Annotated in this window: 14 protein-coding genes; 3 read left to right on the top strand and 11 right to left on the bottom strand. The window is 71.2% G+C overall.

The window, feature by feature from the left end; genetic code table 11:
• Positions 1–21: 21 nt before the first annotated feature.
• The 9 genes from ruvA to pgsA form a co-directional block, all read right to left on the bottom strand.
• Positions 22–627 (bottom strand): Holliday junction branch migration protein RuvA, encoded by a 606-nt coding sequence (ruvA, locus tag IE275_RS12175; RefSeq protein ID WP_189710786.1) that lies wholly within the window; start codon positions 625–627, stop codon positions 22–24.
• Entirely contained in the window at positions 624–1,172 is a 549-nt protein-coding gene (ruvC, locus tag IE275_RS12180) for a crossover junction endodeoxyribonuclease RuvC (protein ID WP_189710788.1), read from the bottom strand. Before ruvC ends, ruvA begins: the two co-directional genes overlap by 4 nt.
• A 136-nt stretch (positions 1,173–1,308) precedes the next feature.
• Entirely contained in the window at positions 1,309–2,061 is a 753-nt protein-coding gene (locus IE275_RS12185; protein ID WP_189710790.1) for a YebC/PmpR family DNA-binding transcriptional regulator, read from the bottom strand.
• Positions 2,062–2,109: 48 nt separating this feature from the next.
• The gene (gene pdxT, locus IE275_RS12190; RefSeq protein WP_189710792.1) at positions 2,110–2,715 is read right to left on the bottom strand and encodes a pyridoxal 5'-phosphate synthase glutaminase subunit PdxT; all 606 of its coding nucleotides are present in this window, start codon (positions 2,713–2,715) and stop codon (positions 2,110–2,112) included.
• Between the two features lie 6 nt (positions 2,716–2,721).
• Positions 2,722–3,627 (bottom strand): pyridoxal 5'-phosphate synthase lyase subunit PdxS, encoded by a 906-nt coding sequence (pdxS, locus tag IE275_RS12195; RefSeq protein ID WP_189710794.1) that lies wholly within the window; start codon positions 3,625–3,627, stop codon positions 2,722–2,724.
• A gap of 264 nt (positions 3,628–3,891) precedes the next feature.
• The gene (locus tag IE275_RS12200; RefSeq protein WP_189710796.1) at positions 3,892–4,434 is read right to left on the bottom strand and encodes a LemA family protein; all 543 of its coding nucleotides are present in this window, start codon (positions 4,432–4,434) and stop codon (positions 3,892–3,894) included.
• 41 nt (positions 4,435–4,475) lie between these two features.
• Complete coding sequence (locus IE275_RS12205) at positions 4,476–5,645, bottom strand: glycosyltransferase family 4 protein (RefSeq protein WP_189710798.1); 1,170 nt, start codon at positions 5,643–5,645, stop codon at positions 4,476–4,478.
• A complete protein-coding gene (locus IE275_RS12210) occupies positions 5,642–6,550 on the bottom strand; it encodes a phosphatidylinositol mannoside acyltransferase (RefSeq protein ID WP_189710800.1) in 909 nt (302 codons plus the stop codon). The genes IE275_RS12205 and IE275_RS12210 overlap by 4 nt, the downstream gene beginning before the upstream one ends.
• Positions 6,547–7,245 (bottom strand): phosphatidylinositol phosphate synthase, encoded by a 699-nt coding sequence (pgsA, locus tag IE275_RS12215; protein ID WP_189710802.1) that lies wholly within the window; start codon positions 7,243–7,245, stop codon positions 6,547–6,549. The genes IE275_RS12210 and pgsA overlap by 4 nt, the downstream gene beginning before the upstream one ends.
• 308 nt (positions 7,246–7,553) lie before the next feature.
• Here pgsA and IE275_RS12220 point away from each other — a divergent pair, with 308 nt between their 5' ends.
• Both IE275_RS12220 and IE275_RS12225 read left to right on the top strand, forming a co-directional pair.
• Positions 7,554–9,749 carry an elongation factor G-like protein EF-G2 gene (locus IE275_RS12220; protein ID WP_189710804.1) on the top strand — a complete coding sequence of 732 codons (2,196 nt, stop codon included), beginning with the start codon at positions 7,554–7,556 and terminating at the stop codon, positions 9,747–9,749.
• Between the two features lie 186 nt (positions 9,750–9,935).
• On the top strand, positions 9,936–11,588 hold the full coding sequence (locus tag IE275_RS12225; RefSeq protein ID WP_189710806.1) for an AbeC-like domain-containing protein: 1,653 nt from the start codon (positions 9,936–9,938) through the stop codon (positions 11,586–11,588).
• 87 nt (positions 11,589–11,675) lie between these two features.
• Here the strand turns inward: IE275_RS12225 and IE275_RS12230 are convergent, their stop codons facing one another.
• Positions 11,676–12,236 carry an HIT family protein gene (locus IE275_RS12230; RefSeq protein WP_189710808.1) on the bottom strand — a complete coding sequence of 187 codons (561 nt, stop codon included), beginning with the start codon at positions 12,234–12,236 and terminating at the stop codon, positions 11,676–11,678.
• A 67-nt stretch (positions 12,237–12,303) separates the two neighbouring features.
• On the opposite strand from IE275_RS12230, the gene IE275_RS12235 reads away from it, so the two are divergent.
• A complete protein-coding gene (locus tag IE275_RS12235; protein ID WP_189710810.1) occupies positions 12,304–12,963 on the top strand; it encodes a potassium channel family protein in 660 nt (219 codons plus the stop codon).
• A 33-nt stretch (positions 12,964–12,996) separates the two neighbouring features.
• Here IE275_RS12235 and thrS read toward each other — a convergent pair whose 3' ends face one another.
• Entirely contained in the window at positions 12,997–14,973 is a 1,977-nt protein-coding gene (gene thrS, locus IE275_RS12240) for a threonine--tRNA ligase (RefSeq protein ID WP_189710811.1), read from the bottom strand.
• Positions 14,974–15,053: the final 80 nt, after the last annotated feature.

Raw genomic sequence — 15,053 nt, forward strand, 5'->3', positions numbered from 1 at the left:
GGTGGGGTCGGCGGGCGCGGGTCAGCGAGCGCGGTTGAGCGTCTGGAGGGCGGCCTTGAGGAGGTGGCCGACCTGCGGGGTGCCCTCGGCGGCCTCGGCCTGCGGGGTCACGGCGGCCACGGCCTCGTCGGCCTCGCGGGTGGCGTAGCCGAGGCCGATCAGGGCGGCGTGCAACTGGTCGCGCCAGCCGTGGGTGACCGGGGCGCCGATGCCGGGCGCGCCGACCGGCTCGCCGAGCCGGCCCTTCAGCTCCAGCAGCAGTTTCTGGGCGCCCCTCTTGCCGATGCCGGGGACGGCGATGAGCGCCTTCTCGTCACCGGTGGACACCGCGCGGCGCAGGGCGTCCGGGGTGTGCACGGCGAGCATGGCCTGGGCCAGGCGGGGGCCGACACCGCTCGCGGTCTGGAGCAGTTCGAAGACCTGGCGCTCGTCGTCGTCCACGAAGCCGTAGAGCGTGAGGGAGTCCTCACGGACGACGAGGGAGGTGGCCAGTTTCGTCTGCCGGCCCATGCGCAGCCCGGACAGGGTGTTGGGCGTGCACTGGACGGCGATGCCGATGCCGCCCACCTCGACCACCGCGGAGTCGGGGGCGAGGGCGGCGACCGGTCCGCTCACGAAGGCGATCATGCCGTACGGCCTTTCGATGTCGTCGGTGCTTTGGCCGCGTGCAGGGCGACGGCCTGCTGCAACCGGTTCTGCGCGGGGGCGCGCCAGATGTGGCAGATGGCGAGGGCGAGGGCGTCGGCCGCGTCGGCCGGCCTGGGTGGCGCGTCGAGCCTCAGCAGACGGGTGACCATGGCGCCGACCTGGGCCTTGTCGGCGCGGCCACTGCCGGTGACGGCGGCCTTGACCTCGCTGGGCGTGTGCAGGGCGACGGGGATGCCGCGCCGGGCGGCGCAGAGCATGGCGACGGCACTGGCCTGGGCGGTGCCCATCACGGTGCGGACGTTGTGCTGGCTGAACACCCGCTCCACGGCGACGAATTCGGGCCGGTACTCGTCGAGCCACCGCTCGATGCCCTGCTCGACGGCGACCAGGCGCAGGCCCAGTTCGGCGTCGGCCGGTGTGCGGACGACGCCCACGCCGAGCATGGTGAGCGGCCGGCCCGCGACCCCCTCGACGACGCCGACACCGCACCGCGTCAGTCCGGGGTCCACCCCGAGTACGCGCACGCGCGCCCTCCCTCCCGCTCCCGTTCGATCGCCAGTTTGTGCAGGCTATCGGGTGCCACTGACAACGGCCGACAAGGCGACGGGCCGACGGGTGTGTCCCGTCGGCCCGTTCAGCCCGTGCGGCTCGATGCGGCGCTTACGCGTCGACCTTCTCCATGACCTCGTCGCTCACGTCGAAGTTGGCGAAGACGTTCTGCACGTCGTCGCTGTCCTCGAGTGCGTCGATCAGCTTGAAGATCTTCTTGGCGCCCTCCTCGTCCAGTTCGACCTGCATGGTCGGGACGAAGTTGGCCTCGGCGGAGTCGTAGTCGATCCCGGCCTCCTGGAGGGCGGTGCGGACCGCGACCAGGTCGGTGGCCTCGCTGAGCACCTCGAAGGACTCGCCCAGGTCGTTGACCTCCTCGGCACCCGCGTCCAGGACGGCACCCAGGACGTCGTCCTCGGTCAGCTCGCCCTTGGGGACGATGATGACGCCCTTGCGGTTGAACAGGTACGACACCGAGCCCGGGTCGGCCATGTTGCCGCCGTTGCGGGTCATGGCGACACGGACGTCGGAGGCGGCACGGTTGCGGTTGTCGGTCAGGCACTCGATGAGCACCGCGACACCGTTCGGGCCGTAGCCCTCGTACATGATCGTCTCGTAGTCGGCGCCACCGGCCTCGAGACCACCGCCGCGCTTGACCGCGGAGTCGATGTTCTTGTTCGGGACGGACTGCTTCTTGGCCTTCTGGATGGCGTCGTAGAGGGTGGGGTTGCCCTCGATGTCGACGCCGCCCATCCGGGCCGCGACCTCGATGTTCTTGATGAGCTTCGCGAAGAGCTTGCCGCGCTTGGCGTCGATCACGGCCTTCTTGTGCTTCGTCGTAGCCCATTTAGAGTGGCCGGACATCTGCCTGTCTCCTTCGCGTAACCCATCGATATACGAACCCCAGAGATCCTACAAGGACTCTGCCGCCCGGTTCGCGCGCACCATGTCGACGAACAGGGAGTGCACGCGGTGGTCGCCGGTCAGCTCGGGGTGGAACGACGTGGCCAGCGCGTTGCCCTGGCGGACGGCGACGATGTGGCCCTCGTGCTCGGCGAGCACCTCGGCCGCGGCGCCCACGGACTCCACCCAGGGGGCGCGGATGAAGACGCCCTCCACCGGGTCGCCCGGGACTCCCCGGACGTCGACCGCCGCCTCGAAGGACTCGTTCTGTCGTCCGAAGGCGTTACGGCGCACGATCATGTCGATGCCGCCGAGGGTCTCCTGGCCCGAGCGCGGGTCGAGGATCTTGTCGGCGAGCATGATCAGGCCGGCGCAGGTGCCGTAGACGGGCATCCCGGCACGCACGCGTGCGCGCAGGGGTTCCATCACGCCGAACAGGACGGCCAGCTTGGAGATGGTCGTGGACTCGCCGCCGGGGATGACCAGGCCGTCCACCTCGGCGAGTTCCTCGGGGCGCCGCACCGGCCTGGCCACGGCGTCCGCCGCGGCCAGGGCGATGAGGTGCTCCCGTACGTCGCCCTGGAGGGCCAGGACTCCTATGACGGGTGTGCTCATGGGTGACTACCAGCCGCGGTTGGCGTAGCGCTCGGCCTCGGGGAGGGTGTCGCAGTTGATGCCGACCATGGCCTCGCCCAGGTTGCGGGACGCGTCCGCGATGATCTTCGGGTCGTCGTAGAAGGTGGTGGCCTTCACGATGGCGGCGGCGCGCTTGGCCGGGTCGCCGGACTTGAAGATGCCGGAGCCGACGAAGACGCCCTCGGCGCCGAGCTGGCGCATGAGCGCGGCGTCGGCCGGGGTCGCGACACCACCGGCGGAGAACAGCACGACGGGGAGCTTGCCGAGTTCGGCGACCTCCTTGACCAGCTCGTACGGGGCGCGCAGGTCCTTGGCGGCAGCGTACAGCTCGTTGTTGTCGTAGCCGCGCAGGCGGGCGATCTCGTTCTTGATCTGGCGCAGGTGGCGGACGGCCTCGACGACGTTGCCCGTGCCGGCCTCGCCCTTGGAGCGGATCATGGCCGCGCCCTCGGCGATGCGGCGCAGGGCCTCGCCCAGGTTGGTGGCACCGCAGACGAACGGCGTGGTGAAGGCGAACTTGTCCGAGTGGTTGACCTCGTCGGCCGGGGTGAGGACCTCGGACTCGTCGATGTAGTCGACGCCGAGGGACTGGAGCACCTGGGCCTCGACGAAGTGGCCGATGCGGGACTTGGCCATGACCGGGATCGAGACGGCCTCGATGATGCCCTCGATCATGTCCGGGTCGGACATCCGGGCCACACCGCCGTCCTTGCGGATGTCGGCCGGGACCCGCTCCAGGGCCATGACGGCGACGGCGCCGGCGTCCTCGGCGATCTTCGCCTGCTCGGCGTTGACCACGTCCATGATCACGCCGCCCTTGAGCTGCTCGGCCATGCCGCGCTTCACGCGGGCGGTGCCGGTCTCGGGGGCCTGGTTCTCGAAGCTGGACACGGGTTGACCTCACTGAAGTGAAAGACGGTTGATGCGAACACCGAGGAAACGCGAGCGGACCAGTCCACAGCAAGGGCCAATGAGGAGCCGGTGGATCGTTTTCGGCCGGACGGTGGCCTCGCGGAGCCGGTCCCGGCCGCCATCGTGCCTGGTCCGGGGCCACGCGGCCGGCGGGCTCAGGCCTCGCGGCCGGCGCTCCCGGGCCACGCGGCCGGCGGCCTCGGGCCCCGCGGTCCACGGCCTCGGGCCCTGCTGAAGGCGGGCTCAGGCCGCACGGTCGACCAGGGCCGCCGGGGGTTCGTCGTCCATCTCGAAGGCCATCGGGAAGGGCGCGTGGCCGGCCAGCCGGAACCAGCGGACCTTGCGGTGCTCGCGCAGCCTGCGGGCCCCTCCGACGGCGTCGTTGTGGAAGCGGCGGGCCATCGGGACGCGGCGCACGGCCTCCGTCAGTTCACGGGCGGCGGTCTCTCCCCCGGGCGCCTCGCGGACCGCCTCCACCTGCTGCGCGTCCGCGAAGACCGCCCGCAGCGCCTGGCTCAGCTCGCTCTCGGCGACCTCCCGCTGCTCCTCCTCGGCCTGCCGGGCACCGTGCGCGGCCTCGTACAGCACGATCGAGGCGGCCGGGTCGAGCACGCCCGAGGTGGCCAGTTCCTGGGCCACGGACGCCCGGCGCAGCAGTTGCGCGTCCAGCGCGGCGCGGGCGGCGTCGATCCGGGCGTGCAGCCGGTCCAGCCGTCCCGCCGTCCAGCTCAGGTAGAGGCCGATCGCGACGAGGACGACGAGGGTCCAGATGAGGGTTGCGGTCACGGGCGAAGGCTATCGGGGCGCGGTGCGTCGCCGGCCGGGGGTCAGTCCCGGGCCAGGCCCAGCCGCGCCCGCAGCCCGCTGCCGCCGGTCCGCTCGTCCGCCGCCACCGCCGTCGTGCCGTCCGTGACGGTCTCGTAGACCGAGAGGATGTCCGCGCCGACGGTCGACCAGTCGAAGCGCCGCACGTGAGCACTGCCCCGCGCGCGCAGTTCGGCCCGGCGCCCGGGGTCTCCCAGCAGCCGCACCGCCGCCTCGGCCAGGGCGTCCGCGTCCTCGTTGGCGAAGAGTTCGCCCGCCGCGCCCTGGTCGAGGACCTGGGCGAAGGCGTCGAGGTCGGAGGCGAGCACCGGCGCCCCCGCCGACATGGCCTCGACGAGGATGATGCCGAAGCTCTCGCCGCCGGTGTTGGGGGCGACGTACAGGTCGACGCTGCGCAGGAAGCGGGCCTTGTCCTCGTCGCTGACCATGCCGAGGAACTCCACGCGCGCGTGCAGTTCCTTCGGCAGGCCGGCCACCGCCTCCTCCGCGTCGCCGCGCCCGGCGACCAGCAGCCGGGCGTCCGGCCGCTCGGCGAAGATCCTCGGCAGGGCCTTCATCAGCACCGGAAGGCCCTTGCGGGGCTCGTCGATACGGCCGACGAAGCCGAGCGTCTCGCCCTGCCACTCCGCCTTGGGCTCGGCCTCGGCGAAGAAGTCGACGTCGACACCGTTGGGGATGACGACCGCGTCCCCGCCGAGGTGTTCGACCAGGGTGCGGCGGGCGTACTCGCTCACGGCGATCCGCGCGCTGATCTTCTCCAGGGCGGCCTGGAGGATCGAGTACGCGGCGATCATCGCGCGCGAGCGCGGGTTGGACGTGTGGAAGGTGGCCACGATGGGACCCTGCGCGGCCCAGCAGGTCAGCAGGCCGAGGGAGGGCGAGGTCGGCTCGTGGATGTGGATGACGTCGAACGCGCCGTCGTGCAGCCAGCGCCGCACGCGCGCGGCGCTCAGGAAGCCGAAGTTCAGCCGGGCCACCGAGCCGTTGTACGGCACCGGCACCGCGCGGCCGGCCGAGACGACGTAGGGCGGCAGCGGGGTGTCGTCGTCCGCGGGGGCGAGGACGGACACCTCGTGGCCGAGCCGGATGAAGTACTCGGCGAGGTCGCGGATGTGGAACTGGACGCCGCCCGGCACGTCCCAGGAGTACGGGCAGACGATGCCGATCCTCACGAAGGCCTCTTGGTGGGATCGAGGTCCGAGAGCCACAACCGCTGAAGCATGTGCCAGTCCTCCGGATGGTCGGCGATGCCCGAGGCGAAGGCGTCCGCCAGTGCCTGTGTCATGACAGACGTCCTCTCGGCCCGGGTACCTGACTCGGGTACCTCGATCGGGGGATGGACGCGGCCCTTCATGACGGGCGAGTCGTCGTACCAGAGCGTGACGGGGAGCAGGAGGGCGCCGGTCTGCTGGGCGAGCAGGGCCGGGCCCGCGGGCATGGTCGCCGTGTCGCCGAAGAACGTCACCTCGACGCCCGAGGCGGACAGGTCGCGCTCGGCGACCAGACAGACCAGTCCGCCGTCGCGCAGCCGCCGGGCGAGGGTGCCGAAGGCGCTGCCGCCGCTGTGCGGCAGGACCTCCATGCCGAGGCCCTCCCGGTAGGCGACGAACCGGTCGTACAGCGTCTCGGGCCTGAGGCGTTCGGCGACCGTGGTGAACGGCGTCTTCAGTTTGGTGGTGACCCAGGCGCCGGCCAGGTCCCAGTTCGCCATGTGGGGCAGCGCGAGCACGACGCCCCGGTCGGAGGCGATGCCGTCGGTCAGGTGGTGGACGTCCTTGGGCTCGAAGCCCGTCCTGATCCGCTCCTCGCTCCAGGCGGGCAGCCGGAACGACTCCATCCAGTACCGCAGGTAGGACCGCATGCCCGCGCGCGAGAGCTCGGCCAGCCGCTCGGGGCTCGCGCCCGGCACCACGCGCGCGTAGTTGCTCTCCAGCCGCTGCACGCCCTTGCCGCGCTGTTTCCAGGCGAGGTCGGCGACGGACCGGCCGAGGCGTACGGCGGCGGGCTCCGGGAGCTTCTTGACGGTGCTCCAGCCGACACCGTACAGCGCGTCGGTCAGGCGGTCCCGGGCGCTCACTTCGCCGCCTCACTCCCCTGGGAGGCGTTCTCCTGGCCGGCCGCGTCGGCCTCCGCCTCCGCCTCCGCCTCGGCCTCGGCCGACTCTCGCCGGACCGTGACGACCCGCTGGATCAGGGTGACCAGGCTGCCGACGGCGACGATCCACAGGGCGACCGGCAGCAGGTACTGGATACCGGGCACACCGAACGCGTGCAGCCCGGCGAGCCCGGCCGCGACCAGCGAGATCACCAGGCGCTCGGCCCGCTCCACGAGACCGTTGACGGCGACCGGCAGACCGATCGACTCGCCGCGCGCCTTGGTGTACGACACCACCTGACCGCTGGCCAGGCAGAAGATCGACACGGCGCACAGGGCGATGTCGTCGCCGCCCCCGGCGTACCAGAGGGCGAAGCCGCCGAAGATCGCGCCGTCGGCGACCCGGTCGAGCGTGGAGTCCAGGAAGGCACCCCAGCGGCTGGAGCGCCCCAGCTGGCGGGCCATGTTGCCGTCGACCAGGTCGGAGAACACGAACAGCGTGATCACGATCGTGCCCCAGAAGAACTCGCCCTGGGGGTAGAAGACCAGCGCTCCCGCGACCACACCGGCGGTGCCGATCAACGTGACCGTGTCGGGGCTGACCCCCCGCCTGATCAGAAATGCGGCGAACGGCGTGAGGACACGCGTGAAGAATGCACGCGCGTACTTGTTCAGCATGGCCTTCCCGAGGGTCGGTGTGGCCGTGCGGCCCTGCTGGCCACCGGCTGGCCCATCGTAGTCACGCGCGCGTGTGTGCGACGGGCGGGCACCCGGAGCACGTGTCACGGCCGCGCGGCATCCAGGTCACGGCCGGGTCGCGCACGGCTCCCACCAGGGCCGCGAGGTGCCGTCGCGTCCGTCGTATGGACGCGGGGTGACGGGAGTGGAAAGCTCGAAGGACCGCGGGCGTCGCCGGAGCCGCCATCGCACGCGGGGCCGCCGTGCCCGCGCCCCCAATGACCTCACCGTGCACGGGAGGCAAGGAAATGGGCGACAAGGCGAACACACACCCCGGAGCCGCCGGCAGGGCTACGGCGGCCGACCATCCCGCGTCCGTACGGAATGTGGTGCTGGTCGGCCACTCCGGATCGGGCAAGACCACGTTGGTGGAGGCTCTCGCGCTGACGGCGGGAGCGGTGAACCGGGCGGGCCGCGTGGAGGACGGCGGCACCGTCTCCGACTACGACGAGATCGAGCACCGGCAGCAACGCTCGGTCCAGCTCTCCCTGGTGCCGGTCGACTGGGACGGCATCAAGGTCAACCTTCTGGACACCCCCGGATACGCCGACTTCGTCGGGGAACTCAGGGCCGGTCTGCGAGCGGCGGACGCGGCCCTCTTCGTCGTCTCGGCGTCGGACGGCGTGGACGGCTCGACCCGCATGGTGTGGGAGGAGTGCGCGGCGGTCGGCATGCCGCGCGCGATCGTCGTCACGCACCTGGAGTCGGCGCGCGCCTCCTTCGAGGAGATGACCCAGATCTGCGCGGAGGCGTTCGGCGGCGACGATCCGGACGCGGTCCTCCCGCTGTACCTGCCGCTGCACGGCCCGCAGGCGCCCGACGGGCACGCGCCCGTGACCGGTCTGACCGGGCTGCTGTCGCGGAAGCTGTTCGACTACTCCACCGGCAGCCGTGAGGAGTCGGAGCCGGGCGAGGAGCAGCTGCCGGCCCTGGAGGAGGCCCGCAACCGGCTGATCGAGGGGATCATCGCGGAGAGCGAGGACGAGACCCTCATGGACCGCTATCTCGGCGGCGAGCAGGTCGACGTCAAGACGCTGATCGAGGATCTGGAGCGGGCGGTCGCGCGCGGCGCGTTCTTCCCCGTCCTCGCGGCCGCGCCGGCGGCCGACGGCGCCCGGGAGGGCATCGGCACGGTCGAGCTGCTGGAACTCGTCACCCGGGGCTTCCCGACGCCCCTGGAGCGCGAGGCACCCGAGGTGACCACGGTCGGCGGGAAGGCCCGCGAGCTGAACCGTTGCGACCCGGACGGGCCGCTGGTCGCGGAGGTCGTCAAGACCTCCTCCGACCCCTACGTGGGCCGGGTCTCCCTGGTCCGGGTCTTCTCCGGCACCCTGCGCCCCGACCAGACCGTCCATGTCTCCGGACACGGCCTGGCCGACCGCGGACACGAGGACCACGATGTGGACGAGCGCGTCGGCGCGCTGTCCGCGCCCTTCGGCAAGCAGCAGCGGGCCCTGACGCACTGCATCGCGGGTGACCTGGCGTGCGTGGCGAAGCTCGGCCGCGCGGAGACCGGCGACACGCTCTCCGCCAAGGACGACCCCCTGCTGATGGAGCCCTGGCGCATGCCGGACCCACTGCTGCCGCTGGCCATCCAGGCGCACAGCAAGGCCGACGAGGACAAGCTCTCGCAGGGTCTGTCCCGGCTGGTCGCCGAGGACCCCACGATGCGCCTGGAGCAGAACCAGCACACCCACCAGGTGGTCCTGTGGTGCCTGGGCGAGGCCCACGCGGACGTCGCCCTGGAGCGGCTGCGCTCCCGCTACGGCGTCCAGGTCGACGTCGTCCCCCACAAGGTGTCCCTGCGGGAGACGTTCGCGGAGCCGGCGGCCGGCCGGGGCCGGCATGTGAAGCAGTCCGGCGGGCACGGGCAGTTCGCGATCTGCGAGATCGAGGTGGCGCCGCTGCCCGGCGGTTCGGGCATCGAGTTCGTGGACAAGGTCGTCGGCGGCGCGGTGCCGCGCCAGTTCATCCCGTCCGTCGAGAAGGGCGTACGGGCCCAGGCGGCCAAGGGGCTGGCGTCCGGGCATCCGCTGGTCGACGTGCGGATCACGCTGCTCGACGGCAAGGCGCACTCGGTGGACTCCTCCGACGCCGCGTTCCAGACGGCCGGCGCGCTCGCGCTGCGGGAGGCCGCGGGCGAGGCGCGGATCCACCTCCTGGAGCCGGTGGCCGAGGTGACCGTGCTGGTCGGCGACGACTACGTGGGCGCCGTGATGAGCGACCTGTCGGGGCGGCGCGGCCGGGTGCTGGGCACCGAGCAGACGCCCGGCGGCCGCACGCTGGTGCGGGCCGAGGTGCCCGAGATCGAGATCGGCCGGTACGCGGTCGATCTGCGGTCCCTCTCGCACGGCACGGCCCGCTTCGACCGCGCGTACGCCCGGCACGAGCCGATGCCGCCTCAGGTGGCCGAGAGGGTGCGTCAACAGGCGCGGGCCGACTAGGGGTTGGTACGGGGGCGTACGCAAGTGGCGCCCCCGGAAGGTGATCCTCCGCTGCGGCGGGCGGCTTCGGCCGTCCGCCGACGGATGTCGGTGGCTGGAGATACGCTGATGACCTGATCAACAGGTGTGCGGAGTACGGAAGTCGGGAAGGCCGCAGGAGCGGGACGGCGGCGAGTGGGGGCGGGAATGACCGTGGAGGACTTCTTCGGGCCACAGGTGCCACGGACGGGCGGCGAGGGGCAGGCCCCGACGTACGCACTGGCTTCGGCGGCCTACCGGGACACCCCGATGGAGGAGATCAAGAAGGCCGACAACGAATGGCACCAGTCGACGGTCAAGGACGGCCGGAAGTGGGCCAAGATCTTCCGCCCCAACTTCGGTGAGGCGTACTCGCAGGCGGTGATCGACCGCATGCTGGGCGTCGGCCGCGCGCCGCTCATCCAGTCCTTCGGCAGCGAGCCGCAGGTGGTCGTCGAGCACTGCCTCGCGGCCAACCGCATCCGCCGGGAGCGCGACAAGAAGCTGACCGGACTCATGCTGCTGTGCGGCGTGCTCTTCCTGCCGGGCCTGGTGGTCTGGCTGCTCGTCTTCCAGCTCCGGGCCACGATGGGCAAAACGGACAACAAGCGGATCTCCGGACTCGGCACCGGCCTGCTGGTCGCCGTGGCCGCCCTCGCCGTGATCTTCCTGGTCCGGATGCCCTTCACCGGCCTCGCGGGGTGGTACGCGCGCGGGTGCATCGTGGCCCCGGTGGCCGGCTGGTTCCTGGCCAAGCGGGTCTGCGAGAAGACCGCGACGGACCTGCGCGAGCGCTGGGGCGGACTGCTCTCCGGCGGCAGCATCGGCGCGAAGGTCCCCGAGGCGGTGCCGACCAGCCCCGACCAGGCCGCGGCCGAGCAGCTGCGCCAGTCCCTGGCCCGGCTCAGCGCCGAGCAGCAGTCCAACTCGGTCTTCTACGCCGGCCCCAAGGGCATCCTCGGCATGGGCACCCGCTGGGGGTCCTGGCACCTCGCGGAGGAACTGGTCCCGCTCGACAAGGTCAAGGGCATCCACGAGTTCCGCAGCTGGACGGTCGTCCGGGCGATCCACGACGAGCTGGCCGTGCTGCACCGGCAGCGGCTGAAGACCGGCGGGTTCCCGCAGGCGACCGTGCGGCACTGGATCGTCACGCACGTGGGCGAGGGCGCCAAGGCGGTGACCCGGCCCGAGGGCACCGACGTCGAGGCGTACCAGGTCAAGCCGAGGGCCGTCGAGGACATCTGCAACAACCAGCAGTTCGACGGCGGCGACCGGCACTACCTGGGTGTGCAGTGGCCGCACCTGTGGAACGGCGATCTGATCCTCACCATGATGATCACCGTGACCGTGCTGAAGGAGACGCTGCGCGTCGAGGTCACCGGCCACGCGCTGGGCCCGGTCAACGGCCTCTTCAGCGGCAAGCCCGAGGCCCCCACCAAGGAGGTCGCCAAGACCGTCCGGTTCTGGGAGACCCGGACGATCAAGCTGCCGCTGGTCACCACGGACGAGGTGGTCCGGCTCGCCGCGCGGGCCACGATCAGCTGGTACCCGCCGGTGCTGAAGTGGCTCGGCGGCTCCATAGGCCTGCCCGAGCCGTTCGGCCTGCGGCACGCCTGGGCCGACCAGCCCTGGCGGCACCGCTTCATGGCCGACGACGCGCTGCGCGCGGCCACCCCGGTCCTGCGCGCGGTGCACAGGGCCGCGCTCAGGGTGCTCAAGGAACACGACGTCGACGTCGACAAGTTCAGCTCGCGCGCGTCCGCCCTCAGCGGGGCGGTCCAGGACGTCTCCCCGAAGAAGGCGGACACCTACGACGCCTAGGGCCTGTCGTGTGGATCATGCCGCGCGTCGCGTCGGCCGAGAGGCACGCCACGTCCAGCCAGCCTGATCCAAACGACAGGCCCTGGGTCAGGCGGCCGGCCAGGCGTCGGCGAGCATCTTCCGGGTGTCCGCCAGGAGCTGCGGCAGCACGCGCGTGTGCCCCACCACCGGCATGAAGTTCGTGTCGCCGCCCCAGCGGGGCACGATGTGCTGGTGGAGGTGGGCGGCGATACCGGCGCCCGCCACGCCGCCCTGGTTCATCCCGATGTTGAAGCCCTGTGCGCCGGACGCGGTGCGCAGGGCCGTCATCGCCTGCTTGGTCAGCTCGGCCAGCTCGGTGGTCTCCGGGCCGGTCAGATCGGTGTAGTCGGCGACGTGCCGGTAGGGGACGGTCATCAGATGGCCGCCGTTGTACGGGTACAGGTTCAGCACCGCGTACACGTGCTCCCCGCGCCGGACGACCAGCCCGTCCTCGTCGGATTTCGCCGGGATCGAACAGAACGGGCAGCCGTCGTCGGCCCCCGGGCCGGTCGGCTTGTTCTCGCCCTGGATGTAGGCCATCCGGTGGGGCGTCCACAGGCGCTGGAACGCGTCCTGCGTACCCACTCCGATCTGCTGCTCCGGCTCACTCGTCATGCAAGGCAGCATATGGCTTCGCCCGTTCGCGGCGTGTCGCCGGGGTTGTGGGAAACGGGGCGCGGGCGAAGCTGGGGCGATGGACGACGACAGCCGTTACGACCGCTGGGAACAGGGCACCGAGATCCCCCTGTTCCTGGCGTCGCTGCTCTTCCTGGCCGCCTATGCCGCCCGTGTCCTCGCCGTGAGCATGCCGTCCGGCTGGAAGGACCTGTGCGGGTTCACGATGCTGGCGCTCTGGCTGGTGTTCGCCGCGGACTACGTCGTCCGCTGGCGCCTCAGCGGGCAGCACTTCCCGCACTTCGTCAGGACGCACTTCCTGCACACGGTGGTGGTCCTTCTGCCCCTGCTGCGGCCGCTGCGGATCGTCCCGCTCTACGACGCCATCCAGCGTCGGCAGGGGGAGCCCCGGGTCTCGCTGCACGCGCGGGTGATCGCCTACGCCGGCCTGTCGACGCTGCTCCTCGGCTTCGCCGGGGCCCTCGCGGTCTTCCAGCAGGAGCGTGGGGCGCCCGGTGCCACCATGCGGACGTTCGGGGACGCGGTGTGGTGGGCCGCCGAGACCCTCAGCACGGTCGGCTACGGGGACATCACACCGGTGACCACGGGCGGCCGGGCGATCGCGATGGTGATGATGGCCGGCGGCCTGGCCCTGCTCGGCGCGGTGACCGGGTCGTTCTCCTCCTGGCTGCTGCAGATCTTCTCGCGCGAGAGCGACCGCAGGCCCCCGGAGGACTGAGCCTTCCGGGGGCCTGCGGGGGGCGGGATCAGGTCAGACCTGCGTCCGCTCCTCGACGACCTGCGCGATCTTGGCGATCGCCTCGTCGAACGGGATGCCGTTCTCCTGGGAGCCGTCGCGGTAGCGGAAGGACACCGAGCCGTTCGACATGTCCTCGTCGCCCGCGATGACCATGAAGGGCACCTTCTGCTTCTGGGCGTTGCGGATCTTCTTCTGCATCCGGTCGGAGGACGAGTCGACCTCGACGCGCAGGCCCCGCCGCTTCGCGGCCGCGGCGAACTTCTCCAGGTACTCCACGTGCCCGTCGCCGATCGGGATGCCGATCGCCTGGACCGGAGCCAGCCACGCCGGGAAGGCGCCCGCGTAGTGCTCCAGGAGCACCGCGAAGAACCGCTCGATGGAGCCGAACAGGGCGCGGTGGATCATCACCGGGCGCTGCTTGGCGCCGTCCGGGCCGGTGTACTCCAGGTCGAAGCGCTCGGGCAGGTTGAAGTCGAGCTGGATGGTCGACATCTGCCAGGTGCGGCCGATGGCGTCCTTCGTCTGGACGGAGATCTTCGGACCGTAGAAGGCGGCGCCCCCCGGGTCGGGCACGAGCGGCAGGCCCTGCTTCTCGGCGACCTGGCGGAGCGTCTCGGTCGCCTCCTCCCAGACCTCGTCGGAGCCGACAAACTTCTCCGGGTCCTTGGTGGACAGCTCCAGGTAGAAGTCGGTCAGGCCGTAGTCGCGCAGCAGGCCGAGGACGAAGGTGAGCGTCTTGTCGAGCTCCTCCGACATCTGCTCACGGGTGCAGTAGATGTGCGCGTCGTCCTGCGTGAAGCCGCGGGCGCGGGTGAGGCCGTGCACGACGCCCGACTTCTCGTACCGGTACACGGTCCCGAACTCGAAGAGGCGCAGCGGCAGTTCACGGTAGGAGCGGCCGCGCGCGTCGAAGATCAGGTTGTGCATCGGGCAGTTCATGGGCTTGAGGTAGTAGTCCACGCCCTCGTCGAGCTGCATGGGCGGGTACATGCCGTCGGCGTACCAGTCCAGGTGCCCGGACGTCTCGAAGAGCTTCCCCTTCGTCGCGTGCGGGGTGTAGACGAACTCGTAGCCCTCCTCCTCGTGGCGGCGGCGCGAGTAGTCCTCCATCACACGGCGGACGATGCCGCCCTTGGGGTGGAAGACGGCGAGGCCGGAGCCGATCTGCTCGGGGATGGAGAACAGGTCCAGCTCGGAGCCCAGCTTGCGGTGGTCGCGCTTCTCGGCCTCGGCGAGGAAGTCGAGGTACGCCTTCAGCTCGTCCCTGGACGGCCAGGCGGTGCCGTAGATGCGCTGGAGCATGGGGTTCTTCTCGCTGCCGCGCCAGTAGGCGGCCGCGTTGCGCATCAGCTTGAACGCCGGGATCAGGCGGGTGGAGGGCAGGTGGGGGCCGCGGCAGAGGTCCTTCCAGCACAGCTCGCCGGTCTTGGCGTCGAGGTTGTCGTAGATCGTCAGCTCGCCGCCGCCGACCTCGACGTCCGCGCCGTCGTCGGAGGACGCGGAGCCCTTGAGGCCGATCAGCTCCAGCTTGTAGGGCTCGTCCGCCAGCTCCTCGCGGGCCGCCTCGTCGGTGACGACCCGGCGGGCGAACTTCTGCCCGCGCTTCTGGATCTCCTGCATCTTCTTCTCGATGGCCTTGAGATCCTCGGGCGTGAACGGCTTCTCGACGTCGAAGTCGTAGTAGAAGCCGTCCTTGACCGGCGGGCCGATGCCCAGCTTGGCCTCGGGGAAGATCTCCTGCACGGCCTGGGCCAGCACGTGCGCGGTGGAGTGACGCAGGATGTTGAGGCCGTCCTCGGAGGCGATCTCGACGCCCTCGACCTCTTCGCCCTCGGAGAGCACGTACGACAGGTCCCGAAGCTCGCCGCCGACGCGCGCGGCGATGACCGAGCGCTCGCCGGCGAAGAGGTCGGCGGCCGTAGTGCCCGTCGTCACCGTGCGCTCTTCCCGTTCGGAATCGCGTTGGATGATCACACGGACGTCTGACACCGGTCTCTCCTGACTGCTGGTGGGTGCGGCGCCGTACTGTGAGCGCGCGCAATAGGGGATCGTACCGACCCGCACCCGCC

The sequence above is a fragment of the Streptomyces phaeofaciens genome (assembly GCF_014648915.1).
Classification (GTDB): Bacteria; Actinomycetota; Actinomycetes; order Streptomycetales; family Streptomycetaceae; genus Streptomyces; species Streptomyces phaeofaciens.

Bases quoted from the DNA above. Each gene is read 5' to 3' on its own strand.
- pdxT (WP_189710792.1), bottom strand. From the start codon at position 2,715: ATGAGCACACCCGTCATAGGAGTCCTGGCCCTCCAGGGCGACGTACGG.
- IE275_RS12225 (WP_189710806.1), top strand. From the start codon at position 9,936: ATGACCGTGGAGGACTTCTTCGGGCCACAGGTGCCACGGACGGGCGGC.
- IE275_RS12235 (WP_189710810.1), top strand. From the start codon at position 12,304: ATGGACGACGACAGCCGTTACGACCGCTGGGAACAGGGCACCGAGATC.
- IE275_RS12185 (WP_189710790.1), bottom strand. From the start codon at position 2,061: ATGTCCGGCCACTCTAAATGGGCTACGACGAAGCACAAGAAGGCCGTG.
- IE275_RS12230 (WP_189710808.1), bottom strand. From the start codon at position 12,236: ATGCTGCCTTGCATGACGAGTGAGCCGGAGCAGCAGATCGGAGTGGGT.
- ruvA (WP_189710786.1), bottom strand. From the start codon at position 627: ATGATCGCCTTCGTGAGCGGACCGGTCGCCGCCCTCGCCCCCGACTCC.
- pgsA (WP_189710802.1), bottom strand. From the start codon at position 7,245: ATGCTGAACAAGTACGCGCGTGCATTCTTCACGCGTGTCCTCACGCCG.
- IE275_RS12220 (WP_189710804.1), top strand. From the start codon at position 7,554: ATGGGCGACAAGGCGAACACACACCCCGGAGCCGCCGGCAGGGCTACG.